The following is a 17,448-nucleotide window of genomic DNA, read 5'->3' as shown; positions in this document are numbered from 1 at the left end:
CGATTCAGATATTGCTCTGCAGTTATAAGGGGTGGCTTGGTGCGGTACGCTGCGCTCAGTTCGCAAGATCATTTATCCTTATAGCAGAAAAACAAGAGAGCGGGTTCCATGGAACCCGCTCTCTTGTTTGTTGTCAGCGGCCTGTAAGAAAAATGTCGAAGGCCATCTTAACTGGTTAACTTAAACTGGCTGTTGTATAACTCGTAATAAAAGCCCCGTTTGGCCAGCAGTTCTTCGTGTGTGCCACGCTCCGCGATACCGCCTTGATTCATGACGAGAATCTGGTCAGCCTCGCGGATCGTGCTTAGACGATGAGCGATGACAAAGCTCGTTCGGCCCTGCATCAGGGTGCGCATGGCGGTTTGAATATGCATCTCCGTCCGCGTATCGATGCTGCTGGTAGCCTCGTCTAGAATCAGTATGACCGGATCGGCAAGCACCGCACGCGCGATCGTCAATAGCTGCCGCTGGCCCTGGCTCAGGTTGCCTCCGCCCGAGAGAAGCTGCGTATCATAGCCTTCGGGCAGCTTCATGATGAAGTCATGCGCATTGGCAAGCTTGGCGGCAGTTTCGATCTCTTCGTCCGAGGCATCAAGCCGGCCGTAGCGGATGTTCTCCCGAATCGATGCCGAGAATACATAGGCATCCTGCAGCACGATTCCCAGCTTGCTCCGCAGATTGTCCTTATCCAACTGACGGATGTCGACCCCATCAATGGTGATCACGCCAGAATCGATCTCATAGAAACGGGTGAGCAGATTGATGATGGTGGTTTTGCCGGCACCTGTCGGACCGACGAGCGCAATGGTCTCGCCCGGCCGAGCGGTGAGTGATACATCCTTCAGAATCGGGACGCCCTCCTTATAACTGAAGCAGACACGGTCAAATTGTACCTCCCCATACATGTCATCCGCTGCATTCTCGTCTTGATTGTCTTGGTACTCGGACTCGGTATCGATAATCTCAAAGACCCGTTCAGCACCAGCCACAGCAGATTGCACCAGGTTGAATTGATTCGCCAGATCGTTCAGCGGCCGTTGAAACTGCTTCGAGTAGTTCAGAAATGCAACGACAACCCCAACGGTAGTAAAACCCTTGAATGCCATGTACCCGCCAACCGCCGCTATTAAAGCAAAGCTGACGTTATTCAGCACGTTCATAACCGGACCGACGGTACCCGAATAAATCTGAGCTTGAATGCTGGCATCGGTCAGCTTCTTGTTCATGACATCGAACTGCGCAGCGGCATGTCGCTCCCGGCGATATACCTGTACGACCTTCTGACCCGAGACGGTTTCCTCGATAAAGCCATTAAGCTCACCCAGCGTGCTCTGCTGCTTGGAGAAATGCTTCCTTGTCCGGCTTGCTACTGTCTTTGTAAACAGCATGACAAGCGGAATGGTCACCATACTGAGCAGCGTCAGCCATACGTTCAGGTACAGCATGATGGCGAGTGATCCAACCAGGGACAATACGCTTGAGATTAGCTGGGTTACGCTCTGATTCAATGTCCCGGAGACGTTCTCGATATCGTTGGTCGTGCGGCTCATCAATTCGCCGTGCGTCTTGCTGTCGAAGAATCGCAGCGGAAGGATTTGAAGTCTTGCAAAAATATCCCTCCGCATGGCCTGAATAGACAGCTGGGAGACCTTAACCATGACATGCTGTTGCAGCCATGCCGTGAGCGCGGTACCCGCGTAAACGGCAAGAAGCACCGCACACAACCCCATGAGTCCCTCGAAATCTCCTGGAATGATGTAATGATCCACCGCATTTCCCAGCAGGTAAGGAGCCACCAGGGACAGAATCGTCGCGATGAGCGTGAATAAGAAAACAGCGATCATACCGCCCTTAAATGGACGGATGTAACCCCAGATCCGGCGTATCGTTGCCATCGTATTTTTGGGCTTCGCCTTGGTCATCGTCATTCCACGCATGGGGCTGCCGCCGCGCATGCTCAGATCCGGAGCGTCTGCATGGCCATGCTTCGCTCCCTGTTCCGGTTTAGCCATGGGAAGACACCTCCTTGCCGAATTGCGATTTGTAAATATCCTGGTATAACTCACAGGAAGCAAGCAGCTCGCTGTGCGTACCCTCCGCTACCAATTTCCCATCATCCAGTACCAGTATAAGATCGGCATCGATCACGGAAGAGATCCGCTGGGCAATCATGAGGCAGGTGCGAGCGTTCATCAGCCGGGCTAACTCTTTCTGAAGCCTGGACTCCGTCCCCATATCGATGGCGCTTGTGCTGTCATCAAGAATAAGAATGGCGGGGCGAAGCAGTAATGCCCGTGCAATGGAGATCCGCTGCTTCTGGCCGCCGGAGAGGTTCACGCCTCTTTGTCCAAGCACGGTATCGTACCCTTCCGGCATGGACGAAATGAATTCATGCGCCTGCGCAGCCTTAGCTGCTGCCATCACTTCTTCATCGGAAGCATCCGCTTTCCCGTAGCGGATATTGTCCCGGATCGTGCCTGTGAAGAGGATGGATTCTTGAAGGACGATGCCAATGTGTTCGCGTAACGCCGATAAGTCGATTTGTCGCACATCGGTCCCATCGATGAACATCCGCCCGGATGTTACATCATACAGGCGGGGGAGCAGGGATACCAGTGAGGTTTTCCCCGAACCGGTTGCTCCCATAATCGCGACGGTCTGCCCTGGTTGAACCTTGAAACTGACATTATGTAAAACGGGCTTCTGTATTTCCGGTTTGTAGGAAAAAGTCACCTGGTCAAATACGATTTCTCCCTGCTTGTATGCATTCATCGTCGGGTGAGCAACGTTTACAATCTCGGATTCCATATGCATGACTTCCTGGACACGATCAGCGGAAACCTTGGCTGTAGAGATTCGAACCAGCATCATCGCCACGGAGGAAACGGAGAACAGCACCTGTGTCACATAGTTGATAAAGGCTACCAGGCTTCCCACCTCGAATGAGCCATCAATCGCGTTCTTCCCGCCGAGCCATAGGACAATCACGATACTGATGTTCAGTATCATGGTCAGGATAGGCATATTCAGCGCAACGATCCGTTGTGTTTGAACCGAAACTTGCGTGAAGTCGGTATTCGCTTGATGGAATCGATCCTTCTCATACCCGGCTCGCACAAATGCTTTGGACACCCGGATGCCGGCGAAATTCTCCTTCAGGACCGTATTCACTTTGTCGAGTTTCTTCTGAACGGTGGCGAATAAGGGGAGGGTGGTCCGGATCAGGAAGAACATCACAACGAACAACAATGGAACGGCAATGGCCAGAATGATGGCGAGCTTGGGGCTAATGATCACCGCCATAACCATGCTTCCAATCGCGAGAAACGGAGACCGTACGAAGACGCGCAGCAGCATCTGGACCATGGTCTGTAGCTGAATGATGTCGCCCGTCAGCCGGGTGATAAGTGAACCGGTTGAGATGTCGTCCAGATTTCGGAACGAGAGGGTTTGAACCTTGCGGAACAAATCCCGGCGCAGGTCGGCACCGAAACGCTGCGAGGCAATGGAAGAATAGATCGTACATCCGAGACCTCCAAGCAGCCCGATGGCAGCCGCACCCAGCATGATAAGACCTGTACGGAGAATGTGTGAAGTATCGTTCTGCATGACACCTTGATCAATAATGCTGGCCATGAGAATGGGCTGAAGCAAATCCATGGCGACCTCCAGCAGCATGAGCAGCGGCGCAAGCAGGGCCGCAGCCCAATGGGGACGTAAATAACGAAATAATTTGAGCAAGAATAATGGCACCTTCTTTATTCTTCTTAGTCTAAATACCAAGTTAAGCCATAGGCTTCAACCTTGTCAAAGGGAAAAGGGATAAGCGCAACTTGCATCTCTTAAGAAAAACTTTAACTTTTCCCTACTTTTCCTTAAACTCTATTTATTAATCTGGATAAACCAAGCTAGAGGGAGTTGTTGAAGTTGAAAAAGGGTTTGATCATGCTCGTTATATTTCTGTTGGTCGGATGCGAGTCCATTCTGACGGAGACGCCTAACGTGAATAATAGGGTAGAAAGTAGAGATGGACAGGAAGCAAAAGCGGGTTCTGATACGCAATCGCATCCTCCATCAGCTGCGCAGACGATCCGTGTAACAGATGAACAAGTGACACGTGGAGATTTGGTCCTGGTCAACAAGGATCATCCGCTTGATCCGGGAGCGGTGCCGAAGGATATCGTAACATTGTTTGAGAATAAAGACTTAATGCATGGTTATGTGGTTCTGGACAACACGATCCGGTTATCGCGCAGTGTGGCAGAGAAATTCGGTGACATGGTTGAAGCCGCCGGAGAAGACGGAGTCAATCGCTTCATGATCAGCAGCGGGTATCGGGATGAGGGCGAGCAAGAACAGCTTTATCGTGAAAAAGGTTCCGATTACGCCTTGCCTCCAGGCTACAGCGAACATAATCTCGGGCTCTCGATGGATATCGGATCGACGCAGCAGTCGATTGATCGATCGCCCGAAGGGAAGTGGCTGAAGGAGCATGCATGGGCGCACGGATTCATTCTGCGATATCCTGAGGACAAAACAGAGATTACAGGCATTCAGTATGAACCGTGGCATTTTCGTTATGTTGGGCAGCCGCACAGCATGATCATGAAGGAACTGAATCTTACATTGGAGGAATATCTGGATTACCTGAAGGAACAATCCAGCTATACAACAACTGTAGAGGGGAAGGAATACGAAATAAAGTATGTACCCGTTACATCCAAAGACATGGAGATTGAGATACCGGCAGGAAGCGAGTATGAGATATCCGGAAACAATATCGACGGAATCATTGTGACGGTACGGCTAAATAAGGATGATGCAAAATGAAATTATCGTATAAATGGATGCTTGTATTACTATATGCGCTGTATCTCTATGTCTTACTCAAGGTGATTTTATTCAAGTTCGGTTCCGTAGATCTATCAGTTCTGTGGCAGCAGCTGCATCGAGCCACCGAGATCCCGGATTATGTACAAAATCGATTGCAATTTGCCAATTTCACGCCCTTTGAATCCATTCGTATGAATATCAAGCACCTTTCGAGTCCGCATGACGTGGTCAATCTCTTTGGCAATATCGCCATATTCATGCCCAATGGCCTATTCGTCGGTCTTATGCTTAGGAACAAGTTCCTCGGATTCATTGGCTCCTTCACGACATCCCTGGGGTTGAGCCTGGGGCTGGAATGCTCCCAGCTCTTTTTTTCAATGGGAAGTTTTGATGTGGATGATTTAATCCTGAATACGACCGGTGGTGTGCTTGGGTACGGCATGTTTCTCGTGCTTAAACTCACCTTAGCAGGAACAACTCTTCCTACTGATGAGAGAAGAGGAAGAACGGATAAGCCTTTAACTGGGAACGAATAAGTAAGCAATCACGCGACCCGGCCGGAACTCGATCCGTTCTGTAAAATGCCCGGTTTTAAGACATCCGCTGTCCGGATACGGACCCTGAAGTGACACGTGATTGGGAGTAGTAGGAAAAGGTCGTGGTTTAGAGAGCTGGGAGCCATGGTATCATACGGTCGGTGACGTTTCCGAAGCTCGCCAAGGAGTGGTGGAACAAAAGAATAAGTATGTTTTGACGGTTGGCCGCCGTGAGGCTGCTAATAACCCCCCCTTAGACAGATGTGGCATGGAAGATCTAATATGTACCTGGATAACCCGCAGACAAAGGTGATTTCCCTTGTCGTGCTGGGCCGGTATGGATAACGAGAATGGCAAACGTATGGAGATAGTGGAAAACCCGGTCCAGGACCGGGTTTCTTTTGACCTAAACAAGCTGATCTTGGAGGGCTGTCGCCCACTCTTCATGAAGCTTTTCTTCGGAAATCCGGAAAATTTCTTGATAACCATTGGGCATACGAATCAATTGATTTAATGGACCTAACCCATATTTTTTAATGATGAACTCAACGATCAGATAGGAGAACTGAAATCCCGTTTTGCCGAAATCCCAGGAATCATCATTGAGATCCTCGAAGCTTGGAATTGCATGATTGCTGATGGCTGCCGAAGTCGTGCTTCGAATGAAATCTTCGGACATTTGCTGCGTTTCGTACCCACCGATGCCCTGACGGATCCATTTGGGGGCAAGGGGGTTGATGTCGCTGATCAACCACATGGTATACAAGTGCAGCGTGGACCGAAGGATCGATTGATACGTATGCTCAGGACCCGGGTTTAAGGGTGAGACGATTTTTAACGTGTTGTTATCAAACGTGCCCATGAACCAATCAGGTGCATCCGATTCTCCAGCGGCTTGATGGAATGTTGGCAGATCGGGATAGATTTCAATGACGATTTTGCGTGAAGGCTGATGATTATATTTCGCTGCAATCTGTTCTACATTGTTCTTAAGTTCTTGAAACAGGTCCTGATGCACGTTGCTCTGATGATGACTTGCATCACTTTTGCTTTCAAAGGATATCAAATCTAGAATTGACATAATGGTGATGTCACCCCATTCTTTTAATTCTTTCTTTAGTTTCTCTAAGGATCGGTACAATCGATTTTTCACCGCACTCTCGCGCATGCCCACGATCCTGGATATTTCCGACAGCGTACAATCCACGAAGAATCGCAAGGATATAATCTGCTGATCAAGCTCACTCAGCTGCTTAAGTGCCGCGCTAATATCGATTCGAATATCAACATATCTGGCAAAATCAAGGGAGATGGACTGTGATTCATAACTTGTAAAGTCATAAGGCATCTCATGTTTACGTGATATACTTCGATATTCATTTTTAACCGTGTTCTGGGCGATCTTGAAGATCCAGGTGAACAGACTGGAGTTCCCGTTAAACTTATCGAGGTTCTCCATGGCCCTTAAGAACACTTGTTGTGTTAAGTCATCTGCAGCCATCGGATTCACTTTCAGTGCGAGATAATGGCGAATCCTCAGGCGGTATTCATCATACATATCTTCAAATGTGCGTTTGGTTCCCTGGTTATCCGGATAAACAGGGAGATTGTCTTGAGCTCTTGACACGGATAAGAACCTCCTCTTGACCTTACAATTCATTAGACACCGGAGAGAGTCAAAAAGCCACATTTGGCGGAAATAATTTTTGCTCATTTTTTTATGTTGACTGGGCCGGTAAATCTAGGTTATTGACGCATTTATATTAATCATCCTAATAAAGGCACAAGAATGAAAGACGGCTCTGCATATGATGTCATCATCATGAACAGGGAAGCGAGGTGATCCTAATATGTCATCGAAACGCGCAAGGAAGTCCAGAATTGCTTCGAAATCGAGCCCTCCGCAGCATTGGGTAGGTCAACCGGTCGTGGTCGTTCTGAAGGACGGCAGCTACTATATCGGAGAACTGAATCAGATCCAAGGCCGAGAAGTAACGCTGTCAGGACTTCGTGCTAACAAAAATATGCCGGCCTCGATTGCTCGGAGCGGGGATAAAGCGCAAATCTCCGGATTTTTAAGCAACTTGTTTGGAGGTCCTCCAAGCGCTCCGGCAGTCGAAGGGGCTGAGCGAGGAGAAGGAGTCGCGGCGGTTGGCGGATTGGGCTTCTTGGGACAATTCGTGCCTCACATTACACTGGGCATGAATGTGATAAAAGCCATTATGCCATTAATGGGAATGTTAAAAATATAACGTTACAAAAGCGTCAGGCAAATCACGAGACTAAGAAAAAGAAGCTTGAAGGTTTCAAGCTTCTTTTTGCATGAAATATGATTCAGCCATAACCATCGAACCATTACGTGGCGATGGCACGCTGAATTATCGATTTGGCTTCCAATGCAATGGTTTCATCTTTTTCGTCGATGGCTTGGATGAATATTAACATGGGGATATATACGGCGATCATTCGTGCCAGAATCTTGGTTTCTTCGTCCACTTCGCCATAGATATCATAGAAAGCCTCTCTGGAGGCCGGTGGCAGGAAGCTGTAAACGATACTCAGGTCACAGGCAGGATGGCCAATGTTTATGTCACCCCAATCAATAATGCCCGAAAGCTTGCCGGCATCATCGACCAACATGTTTTTAAAATGGAGATCCCCGTGGATTAGAACATGTTGGTGCCTGGCCCGATCCAACTGGATGCCCTGCAAATAGTCCGCGATCTCGCTCAACTCCGCTTGCGTAATATAGAGGGTAAGACGGGAGAGGAAATTCAACATTTTGTCTTTCCGGCCGGCCAGATCGGTCAGATTACGCTGGTCAGACAATACACCCGCTTGCTGTGCTATTTCTACGGGAAATGCATGCAGGTTCTTCAGGAAGCGGGCGAGCGTTGCCGCCGACTGCATCCGTGCTTCATCTGATATTCCAATCGGAAATTTCCCTGGAAGATAGGTATACCCCAGAAAAGGTGCAGGATAGTCTTCACTCTCTTTTCCGAAGAAAAGGGGTTTCGCATAAGGTATCGTTATGTAGTGTTCCAGCTTGGGCAGGATTTTTGCTTCGGTATTTAGTAAAGTTATGGCAATATCTCTTCGGGGGAAGCGAAACACATACTCATCGCCAACGCGATAAACGGTGTTGTCCCATCCGTTGCCAATCTCCTGGACCTTGAGGGTGGACAATTGGGGAAATTGACGGTTAAGTAATAATCGGACTAACGGCTCGGTTACTTCCCATTCGGCATCCCATAGATTTCGGCCCATGATGACCTTCACCTCCATAATGAATTTCTCGTATGATGAATCGGATGTTATCAAGTCTAACGGAAATGCTCCGTAAAGGGCAATTGAAAGGATAACTATAATTGAAATTCACCTGCGAATATGTGTATCTGAATCATAGTGATTCCTTTCACAATAACAATATTGTATAGTAGAAGAGAGATAAAAGTCACTTGGGGACATCTATAAGACAATAATTTGACGAAATGAAGGGATACGAGTGCCATATTTACGCTTTAAAGGATTTACCGAAGTTTTTCTTGAAGAAATCACACCACAGGTCGTTGCCGAATTCGCCGGTATTGTTCAAATACCGCAGGAAATTGTAAAGATTGAACTGCTTCCTTATCAGATCATAACCAATACGCCGTTATCCGTGGAAATCCTCATGTTCCAGAGAACTCAGGAGATTCATGATGCTGTCGCAGCCCGCATTCACGACATCTTGTCGGAACACGGGTACCGGAACGTACATATTTTCTTCGTGATTCTTAAGCGGAATCTTTATTATAAAGAAGGCAGACCATTAGAATAAAATAAGACGTTGCAGGCGAGACAAGGATGCAGATGATGCATTCTTGTTTTTTTATAAGGATGAAATTGGCTCGGTTGTTCATGGACCCGATAGCTCTCAGTCATCTTCTAAAAAGACGACTCCATCCGCTTCATAAACGTACGTGCTGTGATTTTAGAAGATAATTTGCGTTGGTTTTAAGTGTGATTTTGCTCTATCAAATATGTTCATTGCATGTGGTAGTATGACCTATTCTCTTAGTTTTACAAACTCATTATCAATTACCTACTGATTTCGACCCATTTATCATAACAATGCCTATTACAACTAAAAGCAGGGATACGATTTTGATGACGGATATGCTTTCTTCAAAAAATGCGATACCAATAATAGCTGTCATCCCTGTTCCAGTACCGCCCCATACGGCATAGGCAATCGATAAAGGAACGACCTTCATGGCAAAAGATAAGAATAAAAAAGCAATAAAATAAAAAGCTAATGCACCTAGTGTCGGCCATATCACAGTAAATCCATTGGACAACTTTAAAAATGTTCCCCCCGTTATTCCACATCCAATAGCCATTATTAAATAGAGAGTGTGCTTCTGTAACATCATTCCCATCCCCTTTAACTAAAATTTAGCAGGATTATTCCGAAAAGCAGGATACATAATCCTGCTATAGATCTCAAAGTTATTTTTTCTTTCAAAAACAGAATAGCGATACAAACAGTTAAAGCTGTACCTATGCCCGACCAAGTGGCAAAAACAACCCCCATAGAAAGAGTTTTTAAAGATAATGCTAAAAAATAAAATGTTACACTATAGCCAACCAAAGTAAATAAAGACGGCCAGAACTTTCTAAATCCCTGCGATAATTTCAACTGAGTGGAGGAAAAAACCTCCAACAATATGGCGACAAACAAATATAAATAGGCCAAGAACAATACTCCTTTCATTGATTATATAGAACGATCATTATATTTTATGCAAAAAAATAAAAGAGCATATCTTTTATTTTTTGATTGATCTCAACAACTCTCTAGCTACTTTAATCGCTTTTTCGGGACCAATTATTTCAGCCATAGAAGTAGACCCTTCAGCAATTGTATGGATATGAAGACATAATTCCGGTGAACGATTATTTTGGGTTAATACCTCTCTTAAATAGGCCGTAAAAGCTTGTTTATGCTCTATTATAAGTTTTTCAATCGCTTCGCTTCTTCCTCGATATTCTTCCAATGCACGTAAAAAGATACAACCAATGTCTCCTTTTTCGATCAGCCACATATAATGACCCTCCATCACATCTTCAATATCCCAATTATCCGGATCTCTATGCTGAGGCCTTACAAGGTTCCAATAGTAAAGTTCTCTCTTTTTTAATACTTCCAAAACTAATTCTTCTTTAGAAGAAAAATGATTATATAAGGTCATGATAGCTACATCAGCTTCAGTTATGATTTTCTTCAATCCAATGGAATGAAATCCATATTGGTAAAACAACGTTTCTGCAGTATTGAGTATAGCTTCTCTTTTGGATGATCCCATCATACATACTCCTTTTTTATAGTGATCGTTCTATACATTATAACATTTAAAAAAAGGAAAACCAGAAAGACCCTGGCTAACCATTATTTTAGATGATTACAGCCGTGCAATTGCTGGATATTTCTTAACTTTTCAAAATCCCTCTGCAATACATACATCATTGGTCTTAAACCAAGCAATATGGAGAAAAAATAACCCCGATTGGCAAATATGTGGTATACCTGAAACATTTGATTTATCCGGTTATTTCCGTTCCTTTATGATATGGTAAAAGAGTTACCAAGATTTATATAAGTATGAAGGAGGGCCCATGGACCGTTTAAAAGGCATTTTGAAGGATCACTATGGCTTGGAGAATACTGACGTCGTACCACAGCAGGGTGGCTGGGCTGCACTCGCATTTAGAGTCAGGAGCCATAACGAGCATTATTTCCTGAAGGCTTATGAGAAAAGCCGGGCATCCACTCCCAAGTGGACGGCGCTCATTGATGATTACGTGCCGATATTGCTGTGGCTTGAAGAGCATAGCCGTTTGAAGGGCAAGATTCCAGCCCCCATTCTCACGACGGACGGCAGCTATCAATGCGAGGATGACGAAGGGATCTATCTGCTGTATGAATATATCGTTGGGGACACGATTGCCGATCAAGAACTGACAGAGGATCAGGTACGGCAGCTAGCGGAGATGATCGCAGAGCTCCATCGCTATGGGGAAGAGGTTCCGCTTGTGACAAGTGCCATGACGGAAAACTACACGGTGCCGTTTCTTGGGCAGCTAAAGAGCACGCTGGACGGGGAGTTGCCGTATGACCTCGGGGAAGTGCTGCTTCATTATATCGATAGATTGAAGGAAATCATGCTTAAAGTTGAAGAGTTGTCCGAAGCGCTGAAGAATCGTGATCTGCGAATGGCATTATGCCATACCGACGTACATGGATGGAATCTGATGTCTACGGGGCAGCACCTGAAACTGATCGATTGGGAAGGGCTGAAGTTGGCACCGGTTGAGGCGGATATGATGTCTTTTGTGGATGAGCCCTATTTTGAACTATTTATGAGGGTTTATAAAGAAACGCACAGTCATTATGAAATAAACGCTGAGGCGTTGCAGTTTTATCAAGGCAGACGCAAATTGGAGGATGTCTGGGAGTTCATGGAGCAACTACTCTATGATGTCCAGCATGACAAAGAACGTGCGTTAACGCTCCAGAGTCTGAGAAAAGAGCTGGAAGAGATCGCTTCTTCCCATCGGGACTGATCCTTATACATGAAAAAAGCCAGCCAGTGGAGTGAAGCACGCTTCAATCCTACCAGGAGGCTTTTTTTGCTTGTCTATTTCGGTGTTTCACATCACATACTTTGCAAGTACCCAACAGAGAAGAGCCATAAACCAGGAGACAAAACCGAAGATCATCACGATTTTGTTCTCACTCCAGCCGTACTTGAGACTGAAGTGGAAGTGGATCGGGGTCATTCGGAACAGACGCAGCTTGGTCCGTTTGTAGTACCATACCTGCAGGATAACCGAGAGCTGCTCGGCCAAATAGATCATGAACAGCAACGGAATCAGGATTTCGACCTTCTCGATCACCGCTAAGAATGAAAGGGAACCGCCAATGGCAAGGGATCCCGTATCCCCCATAAAAGCCCGGGCCGGATAAATGTTGTAGAGCAGCAAGCCGAGCAGACAGCCGATCATGACTAGCGAGAACATCTGAACCTCCGGTTTGTCGGAGATTAAAAAGAAGAAAAAATAGGTAGGTATGGCTACATTGATTAATAGTCCGTCCAACCCATCGGTAAAGTTAATGGCATTAGCCGAACCCACAATGAATAGCAGCATGATGATGACGTACACACTAACCGGCAAATGCAGTTGGAACCCGTTGAAGAGCCGGATATCACTTGTCAGCGAAAAGGAATGGAACAGCACATACAGTAATGAGCCGGTAAACAGGAACTGAAATACAAGTTTCATGCGACCGGAGATTCCCGACGGGTCCTGCCACGCAGCTTTTTTGAAGTCATCCATAAACCCGATCGAGCTGAACAAGAGGAAGGTCGCGCATAAAAAAACGGTTAGCGGCGTAGGTTGAAATTGCAGTGAAATGGCAACGCCAATCAGCAATATAAGACCTGCCATTAACGGCGTCCCGCGTTTGGCCTGATGATCGGGAGGCAGCTCGGTCCGGATTGGCTGCGTGAGCTTTAACGTACGCAATCCCCAGATAAGCAGCGGTGTGAACAGTGTCACCAGCAAGAACGATAGTCCGGATACACCCAGAATTCCATTCATCTCATACACATCTCTTTCTATCGGTTTCGTGTTAGTACATTGTATTTCGATGAAATGGACAAATATTCCTTCCGATTTACGAAGTTAGCAAAAAGAGTAACGTACCCTATTCTCAATTACGAAACGCTACTCTTTTTTAGTGTTCTATAACTGATAGGGTCCGTTAATGGACAAGCGTAATGCCATAGCCGTCATTTCCCGTGGAGTGTAGGGATATCCATTCAACATCCACCACAAGATGGTCTCGTGAAACGCGCCCGTCATAAAGTTGATCACCACGTCGGACGGGACGCTGATCTCAGCTCCTGTCTCAATGGAAGCTTCAAGCCCAACCTTTACAAAATGGTATAGCGTGGCTTTGAAATAACGCGTGAATGGCGTGTCAGGATGGATTAAAATGAAGGCTTCGTAAAACTGGCGATTCTCCAGCACATGGTTGAATAAAGCTACCATATTGGAGGGCAGTTCCACATAATCAACCTCTTGAAGGGGTATTTTTTTCTCGATCACGATGCAGCGTTCCAAATCTTCCATCATCTCCTTGGACATGACCTCCATTAACTCGGCTACACTACTAAAATGCTTGTAAAAGGTAGGCCGTGTCACTTGTGCCTCGGCACATAGATCCGTAATGGATATGGGATCGATTCGGGAAGCCATCATGTGAAGGAGAGCGGTTTTTATTTTTTGCAGGGTTCTGATTTCTCTCGGATCTAACTCCGGTTTCATGACAGTAGCTCCACTCCTTCGCAGTTCCACAATATGTATCTCTCTATTATACAAAATACCATCATGTACTGAATCTGGGTAGGAGCTGTAGTAAGATCCACGAGTACTCTATTCTTCATGTAAGAATCGACGCCAAACGCAGATGGTCATATATCTTAAGATGTGAGTTACTCGAAGACGGCGTGAAACATCAAGACCGATTCGCTACGCTACTCGTCATCATGTTACACGCAAAGGCAGCACCAAGATTTCGCTTGCACGGCATCTTCGTGCTTGAAGTAAGGTGAGAAATGAAGTAGCCATTGCTACCTTGATTATGGTTTAATCTATTTAATGGCTACAAGAATTTTAAACCCCTAAACGTAATATTATTGAATTGAAAGCGGTTAGATCAATAAGGATGGACAGCACCGAAAGTATCGGGAGCTTACAACGTCGATAACGGCGATTGTGAGCTCTTTTTGCTTTCCAATAATTAGGTTGCTGCTATAATGAGAGGGTGGGAAAGTGAGTGTATGGGTGTCTCGGAATGATGAAGATTCGAGAAATTCCAGGAAGGAAATGGGTCCGTGATAAAAAGGTCTGGATGATTCCATTTACACCCGAATCCATTCAACAGTTGCATACACTTTTTGAATGAACGAAGATTCATGTTGATAGCATGCTGATGAAAGAGTGCAGCTTGTTTAACAATGAAGTTAACATGCAGGATCACATTCCAATCTATTCATGGGATGAGTCGATAAAAAGGTCTTTCGTTCATGCACTGCAGCTTCGAGGTTATAGTAAAAACACGATAAAAGCTTATTGTAGTCAAGTCCATCGATTTCATGCTTTTGTACAGCAGCAAAATCAGAGGATGGGTCACGAGAAATTGATTCAGAGTTATTCCTTACACTTACTTCATAGAAAATGTTCCCATTCCTATGTTAATCAAGCGCTCAGCGTGATCAAATTCTATGCTCAAAAAGTATTATTGCATGAAGAAACAGTCTCTTATGTTCGCCCTAAGAAAGAAAAGAAGTTGCCGAATGTGTTATCGATGAACGAAGTGATGTTGATCTTAAAAGCACTCCATAATTTAAAACATCGTGCGATCCTATACCTTACCTCTTCCTCAGGATTACGGGTAGGGGAAGTGGTCCGGTTGAAAACTCAAGACATTGATTTCGAGCGAAAAACACTTCGGGTTTCTCAAGGCAAAGGTCGAAAGGATCGTCGTACGCTATTATCCGATACAGCTATGGATATTGTTCAACCGTATTTACAACAAGAAAAGCCTGAGAAGTGGATCTTCCCAGGTCAACACCCAGAGCGCCATATGACTGAACGAACGGTTCAAAAAGTGTTCGAACAAGCACGTGCTGCTTCTGGAATCCAGAAAAAGGTTAGTATTCACGCCTTGCGCCATTCATTCGCTACACATCTATTGGAAGGTGGAATTGACATTCGCTTCATTCAAGAGTTGCTCGGTCATCAAAGTGTACGCACCACCGAAAGGTACACACATGTGAGTGTGAAGGACATAAGAAGGATTAAAAGTCCGTTAGATCAATTGGAAGAGGAGTCGTAAACATTTTTAGTGAAGGAGTGTTCACGAAGTTCGTGAACACCTCAAGAGATGATATTTTTGCGATGTTCGTGAAAAAGACGTTATGTGAAACCGATGTAAAGAAATAGGTAGGTGTATCAATGAATTTAGATTATGAAGATCGATTTCTTTCAGTTCTTAGAAATCAGATGGAAATTAAGGCCCTAGAGATGTGGCTGTATGAGCATGTTGAAAAGCTGGAGGAATCTTTAGGTAGAGATATGTGTTTCAAATTACTTGATCTTAACTATAAATCAAAATTTGTAATAGATGAGCTTGAACCTATATTAGTTAAGATATTGGGTTTTGACTCAGTTGAAGATTTTATTATCAGAGATCTTTTGATTCGACTTATGCAAACAAATGATGACGATGAGTTTATAAATATATGTAGGAGTATTTATCATGAGTATTGTAATGGATATAACTTTTTCAGATTAATGGCTCTTAAATACATAGTTTATGATTATGATTTTCAATTACATGACCCTGTTGCAAAAGCTGATTTTTTACTGAATAATCGAGCGGAATTTATTGAAGAAGGAAAGAGACTTTTAAGGTTTTTTGACTCCGGAGCGTTAAAAATATTTGACATTAAACAGTACATTGACTTAAGAACTAAAAATGAAAAAATAGAAGAAGATTATTGGAAGTAGTTCTAGGAGACATCGGCATCATATAACAATATGTTCACGCATCGGGGGCAAGCCCCGCTCGGTCCGGGAGGAACAGTCGGGGAAGTGAATGCCGGGACACATCCGACATACGTCGGACGTCGTGAACACGAGAACGTTAGGCGACATTGCTGAAAAACACGGTTAAGAACCGATAAAGAGCACATTTATCGTGGGGGTATTCAGGATGGGAGAGAACGAACAACCCAAATTAGTTAGTTGGAAATATGATGATGAGGTTCGCGATGATCCCGCGGAATGGAATTGGATTGAGATTACTATGGTTTTTAATGATGGTTCAAAGCGTTGGAGTATTTTATATACACCTGAAAGATTGAAGAATAACTTATCTAGGGAGAATATCGACCCACCAGGGCTTTTCATTAAACACATGATAATTGTTAGAAGTTATTCGGAGAACGACATTCAAAGAGTATTAGAAGAACTTGAAACAAATAACGAACTATTAGAAGCATCAAGGGCATACGAGGGTTAATCAAGAGGTCAGCAACATCGCCTAACACCATATTCACGCATCGGGTCGACTTTGTCGCCCCTCGGTCCGGCAGCAGTCCGAAGTGAGTTCGATGAGGCATTTCAGTATACATAGAAGCAATCCAGCCGGACACATCCGCACCACCTAACCGCATCGCGGCCGCCCTTCGGGCTTAAGGTGGTGGGACGTCGTGAATACAAGAACGTTATGCGCAATTTCATTTAACTGAAAGGATTATATTATGAATACAACACAAGAAGCTTTACTAATCAAAGAAGGATATCTAATTCATTCTTCTATCGGATATGGACTTACTTCTCTTAGAAGAGCGAGTATCCAGAACAAAGGAGAATACTATCAAGGTTTCTTTCAATTGGGAACAGGTTTAGAAAGAACTATGAAATTAATAATAATGCAAAATTACAAAGGTATTCATAATAAATATCCAGATACTAAGGTTATGAAATCTTATAGTCACAACTTGATAAATCTTTTTCATTCTGTTGTGAAAATTTGTAATCGTAAGGACTTGCTTAACGATTTGGAAGAGATGTCCTTGAAAATATTGAAATTCTTAGGGGACTTTTCGATGGGCGATCGTTACTACAACCTTGATTATTTAACTGGAAGACGTTCAACTATAGATCCACTAATACAGTGGGCTGAAATTCAAAATGAGTTGTTGATTCGTGAAAGGAAGAATGGGAATAAAAATAATAAAAAAAATGATAAATTATTTAATATTCTTGATGAGAAAAGCTTCACAATAATTTACGATGAACAGAATAATTTGATTGATAAAGCAAGTGAGTTTTTTGAAGGAATCGAAAAAGCACAAAAGGCTCAAGGATATGCTGTTTATTATATACTTCAAATAATTAAAGTGTTATCAACAATTTTAGAAGATATTGAGTATAAATATAATCTATATAGAGCGCAATTAAA

At 44.6% G+C, this 17,448-nt stretch carries 18 protein-coding genes and 1 pseudogene; 10 read left to right on the top strand and 9 right to left on the bottom strand.

Translation table 11 applies throughout. From position 1 onward, the window contains the following. Nucleotides 1-167 precede the first annotated feature (167 nt). Nucleotides 168-2,012, bottom strand: a complete 1,845-nt coding sequence (locus J7E85_RS02930) for an ABC transporter ATP-binding protein (protein WP_215154811.1) — start codon at nucleotides 2,010-2,012, stop codon at nucleotides 168-170. After that, nucleotides 2,005-3,741 carry an ABC transporter ATP-binding protein gene (locus J7E85_RS02925; protein ID WP_215154809.1) on the bottom strand — a complete coding sequence of 579 codons (1,737 nt, stop codon included), beginning with the start codon at nucleotides 3,739-3,741 and terminating at the stop codon, nucleotides 2,005-2,007. Before J7E85_RS02925 ends, J7E85_RS02930 begins: the two co-directional genes overlap by 8 nt. Before the next feature lie 186 nt (nucleotides 3,742-3,927). Here J7E85_RS02925 and J7E85_RS02920 point away from each other — a divergent pair, with 186 nt between their 5' ends. Continuing rightward, a complete protein-coding gene (locus tag J7E85_RS02920) occupies nucleotides 3,928-4,830 on the top strand; it encodes a M15 family metallopeptidase (protein ID WP_215154802.1) in 903 nt (300 codons plus the stop codon). Beyond that, nucleotides 4,827-5,369, top strand: a complete 543-nt coding sequence (locus J7E85_RS02915) for a VanZ family protein (protein WP_215154801.1) — start codon at nucleotides 4,827-4,829, stop codon at nucleotides 5,367-5,369. The genes J7E85_RS02920 and J7E85_RS02915 overlap by 4 nt, the downstream gene beginning before the upstream one ends. A gap of 406 nt (nucleotides 5,370-5,775) precedes the next feature. Here the strand turns inward: J7E85_RS02915 and J7E85_RS02910 are convergent, their stop codons facing one another. Then, nucleotides 5,776-6,996 (bottom strand): RNA polymerase sigma factor, encoded by a 1,221-nt coding sequence (locus tag J7E85_RS02910; RefSeq protein WP_215154793.1) that lies wholly within the window; start codon nucleotides 6,994-6,996, stop codon nucleotides 5,776-5,778. Between the two features lie 223 nt (nucleotides 6,997-7,219). Between J7E85_RS02910 and J7E85_RS02905 the strand changes: the two genes are divergently transcribed. After that, nucleotides 7,220-7,621: a hypothetical protein gene (locus J7E85_RS02905; protein ID WP_215154791.1), complete on the top strand. Its 402-nt coding sequence runs from the start codon at nucleotides 7,220-7,222 to the stop codon at nucleotides 7,619-7,621. A 103-nt stretch (nucleotides 7,622-7,724) separates the two neighbouring features. Here the strand turns inward: J7E85_RS02905 and J7E85_RS02900 are convergent, their stop codons facing one another. Further along, the gene (locus J7E85_RS02900) at nucleotides 7,725-8,636 is read right to left on the bottom strand and encodes an aminoglycoside phosphotransferase family protein (RefSeq protein ID WP_215155080.1); all 912 of its coding nucleotides are present in this window, start codon (nucleotides 8,634-8,636) and stop codon (nucleotides 7,725-7,727) included. A gap of 238 nt (nucleotides 8,637-8,874) precedes the next feature. On the opposite strand from J7E85_RS02900, the gene J7E85_RS02895 reads away from it, so the two are divergent. Continuing rightward, entirely contained in the window at nucleotides 8,875-9,189 is a 315-nt protein-coding gene (locus J7E85_RS02895; RefSeq protein WP_076321271.1) for a DUF1904 family protein, read from the top strand. A 256-nt stretch (nucleotides 9,190-9,445) separates the two neighbouring features. Here J7E85_RS02895 and J7E85_RS02890 read toward each other — a convergent pair whose 3' ends face one another. From J7E85_RS02890 to J7E85_RS02880, 3 genes are all read right to left on the bottom strand, one after another. Next, nucleotides 9,446-9,784, bottom strand: a complete 339-nt coding sequence (locus J7E85_RS02890; protein ID WP_251035417.1) for a DMT family transporter — start codon at nucleotides 9,782-9,784, stop codon at nucleotides 9,446-9,448. Nucleotides 9,785-9,795: 11 nt separating this feature from the next. Then, nucleotides 9,796-10,107, bottom strand: a complete 312-nt coding sequence (locus J7E85_RS02885) for a DMT family transporter (protein WP_215154789.1) — start codon at nucleotides 10,105-10,107, stop codon at nucleotides 9,796-9,798. A 73-nt stretch (nucleotides 10,108-10,180) separates the two neighbouring features. After that, on the bottom strand, nucleotides 10,181-10,717 hold the full coding sequence (locus tag J7E85_RS02880) for a TetR/AcrR family transcriptional regulator (RefSeq protein ID WP_215154787.1): 537 nt from the start codon (nucleotides 10,715-10,717) through the stop codon (nucleotides 10,181-10,183). Nucleotides 10,718-10,766: 49 nt separating this feature from the next. Between J7E85_RS02880 and J7E85_RS33800 the strand changes: the two are divergent. Together J7E85_RS33800 and J7E85_RS02875 are read left to right on the top strand one after the other, a co-directional pair. After that, nucleotides 10,767-10,949: pseudogene (locus J7E85_RS33800) on the top strand (Mu transposase C-terminal domain-containing protein); the annotation flags it as partial. Between the two features lie 78 nt (nucleotides 10,950-11,027). Next, nucleotides 11,028-11,975, top strand: a complete 948-nt coding sequence (locus tag J7E85_RS02875) for an aminoglycoside phosphotransferase family protein (protein WP_215154785.1) — start codon at nucleotides 11,028-11,030, stop codon at nucleotides 11,973-11,975. Between the two features lie 87 nt (nucleotides 11,976-12,062). On the opposite strand, the gene mraY is transcribed toward J7E85_RS02875, so the two are convergent. Together mraY and J7E85_RS02865 are read right to left on the bottom strand one after the other, a co-directional pair. After that, nucleotides 12,063-13,013 carry a phospho-N-acetylmuramoyl-pentapeptide-transferase gene (gene mraY / locus J7E85_RS02870; RefSeq protein ID WP_215154783.1) on the bottom strand — a complete coding sequence of 317 codons (951 nt, stop codon included), beginning with the start codon at nucleotides 13,011-13,013 and terminating at the stop codon, nucleotides 12,063-12,065. 144 nt (nucleotides 13,014-13,157) lie between these two features. Next, nucleotides 13,158-13,742: a TetR/AcrR family transcriptional regulator gene (locus tag J7E85_RS02865; protein ID WP_215154781.1), complete on the bottom strand. Its 585-nt coding sequence runs from the start codon at nucleotides 13,740-13,742 to the stop codon at nucleotides 13,158-13,160. 661 nt (nucleotides 13,743-14,403) lie between these two features. Between J7E85_RS02865 and xerA the strand changes: the two genes are divergently transcribed. The 4 genes from xerA to J7E85_RS02845 all read left to right on the top strand — a co-directional run. After that, nucleotides 14,404-15,315 carry a site-specific tyrosine recombinase/integron integrase gene (gene xerA / locus J7E85_RS02860; protein WP_251035416.1) on the top strand — a complete coding sequence of 304 codons (912 nt, stop codon included), beginning with the start codon at nucleotides 14,404-14,406 and terminating at the stop codon, nucleotides 15,313-15,315. Nucleotides 15,316-15,434: 119 nt separating this feature from the next. Continuing rightward, nucleotides 15,435-15,989, top strand: a complete 555-nt coding sequence (locus tag J7E85_RS02855; RefSeq protein WP_098743238.1) for a hypothetical protein — start codon at nucleotides 15,435-15,437, stop codon at nucleotides 15,987-15,989. 205 nt (nucleotides 15,990-16,194) lie between these two features. Further along, the gene (locus J7E85_RS02850) at nucleotides 16,195-16,503 is read left to right on the top strand and encodes a hypothetical protein (protein ID WP_215154779.1); all 309 of its coding nucleotides are present in this window, start codon (nucleotides 16,195-16,197) and stop codon (nucleotides 16,501-16,503) included. A 241-nt stretch (nucleotides 16,504-16,744) separates the two neighbouring features. Further along, nucleotides 16,745-17,448, top strand: a 704-nt coding sequence (locus tag J7E85_RS02845) for a hypothetical protein (RefSeq protein WP_215154777.1), incomplete at its 3' end; no start/stop codon positions are given.

The organism is Paenibacillus sp. ISL-20, assembly GCF_018613005.1.
Lineage (GTDB): Bacteria > Bacillota > Bacilli > Paenibacillales > Paenibacillaceae > Paenibacillus_AQ.
This window is presented reverse-complemented; position numbering and strand designations above follow the sequence as displayed.

Coding starts and splice junctions, on each gene's coding strand:
- J7E85_RS02880 (WP_215154787.1), bottom strand. CDS start 10,717: ATGGGATCATCCAAAAGAGAAGCTATACTCAATACTGCAGAAACGTTG.
- J7E85_RS02875 (WP_215154785.1), top strand. CDS start 11,028: ATGGACCGTTTAAAAGGCATTTTGAAGGATCACTATGGCTTGGAGAAT.
- J7E85_RS02915 (WP_215154801.1), top strand. CDS start 4,827: ATGAAATTATCGTATAAATGGATGCTTGTATTACTATATGCGCTGTAT.
- mraY (WP_215154783.1), bottom strand. CDS start 13,013: ATGAATGGAATTCTGGGTGTATCCGGACTATCGTTCTTGCTGGTGACA.
- J7E85_RS02930 (WP_215154811.1), bottom strand. CDS start 2,012: ATGGCTAAACCGGAACAGGGAGCGAAGCATGGCCATGCAGACGCTCCG.
- J7E85_RS02855 (WP_098743238.1), top strand. CDS start 15,435: ATGAATTTAGATTATGAAGATCGATTTCTTTCAGTTCTTAGAAATCAG.
- J7E85_RS02890 (WP_251035417.1), bottom strand. CDS start 9,784: ATGATGTTACAGAAGCACACTCTCTATTTAATAATGGCTATTGGATGT.
- J7E85_RS02900 (WP_215155080.1), bottom strand. CDS start 8,636: ATGGGCCGAAATCTATGGGATGCCGAATGGGAAGTAACCGAGCCGTTA.
- J7E85_RS02865 (WP_215154781.1), bottom strand. CDS start 13,742: ATGAAACCGGAGTTAGATCCGAGAGAAATCAGAACCCTGCAAAAAATA.
- xerA (WP_251035416.1), top strand. CDS start 14,404: ATGCTGATGAAAGAGTGCAGCTTGTTTAACAATGAAGTTAACATGCAG.
- J7E85_RS02905 (WP_215154791.1), top strand. CDS start 7,220: ATGTCATCGAAACGCGCAAGGAAGTCCAGAATTGCTTCGAAATCGAGC.
- J7E85_RS02850 (WP_215154779.1), top strand. CDS start 16,195: ATGGGAGAGAACGAACAACCCAAATTAGTTAGTTGGAAATATGATGAT.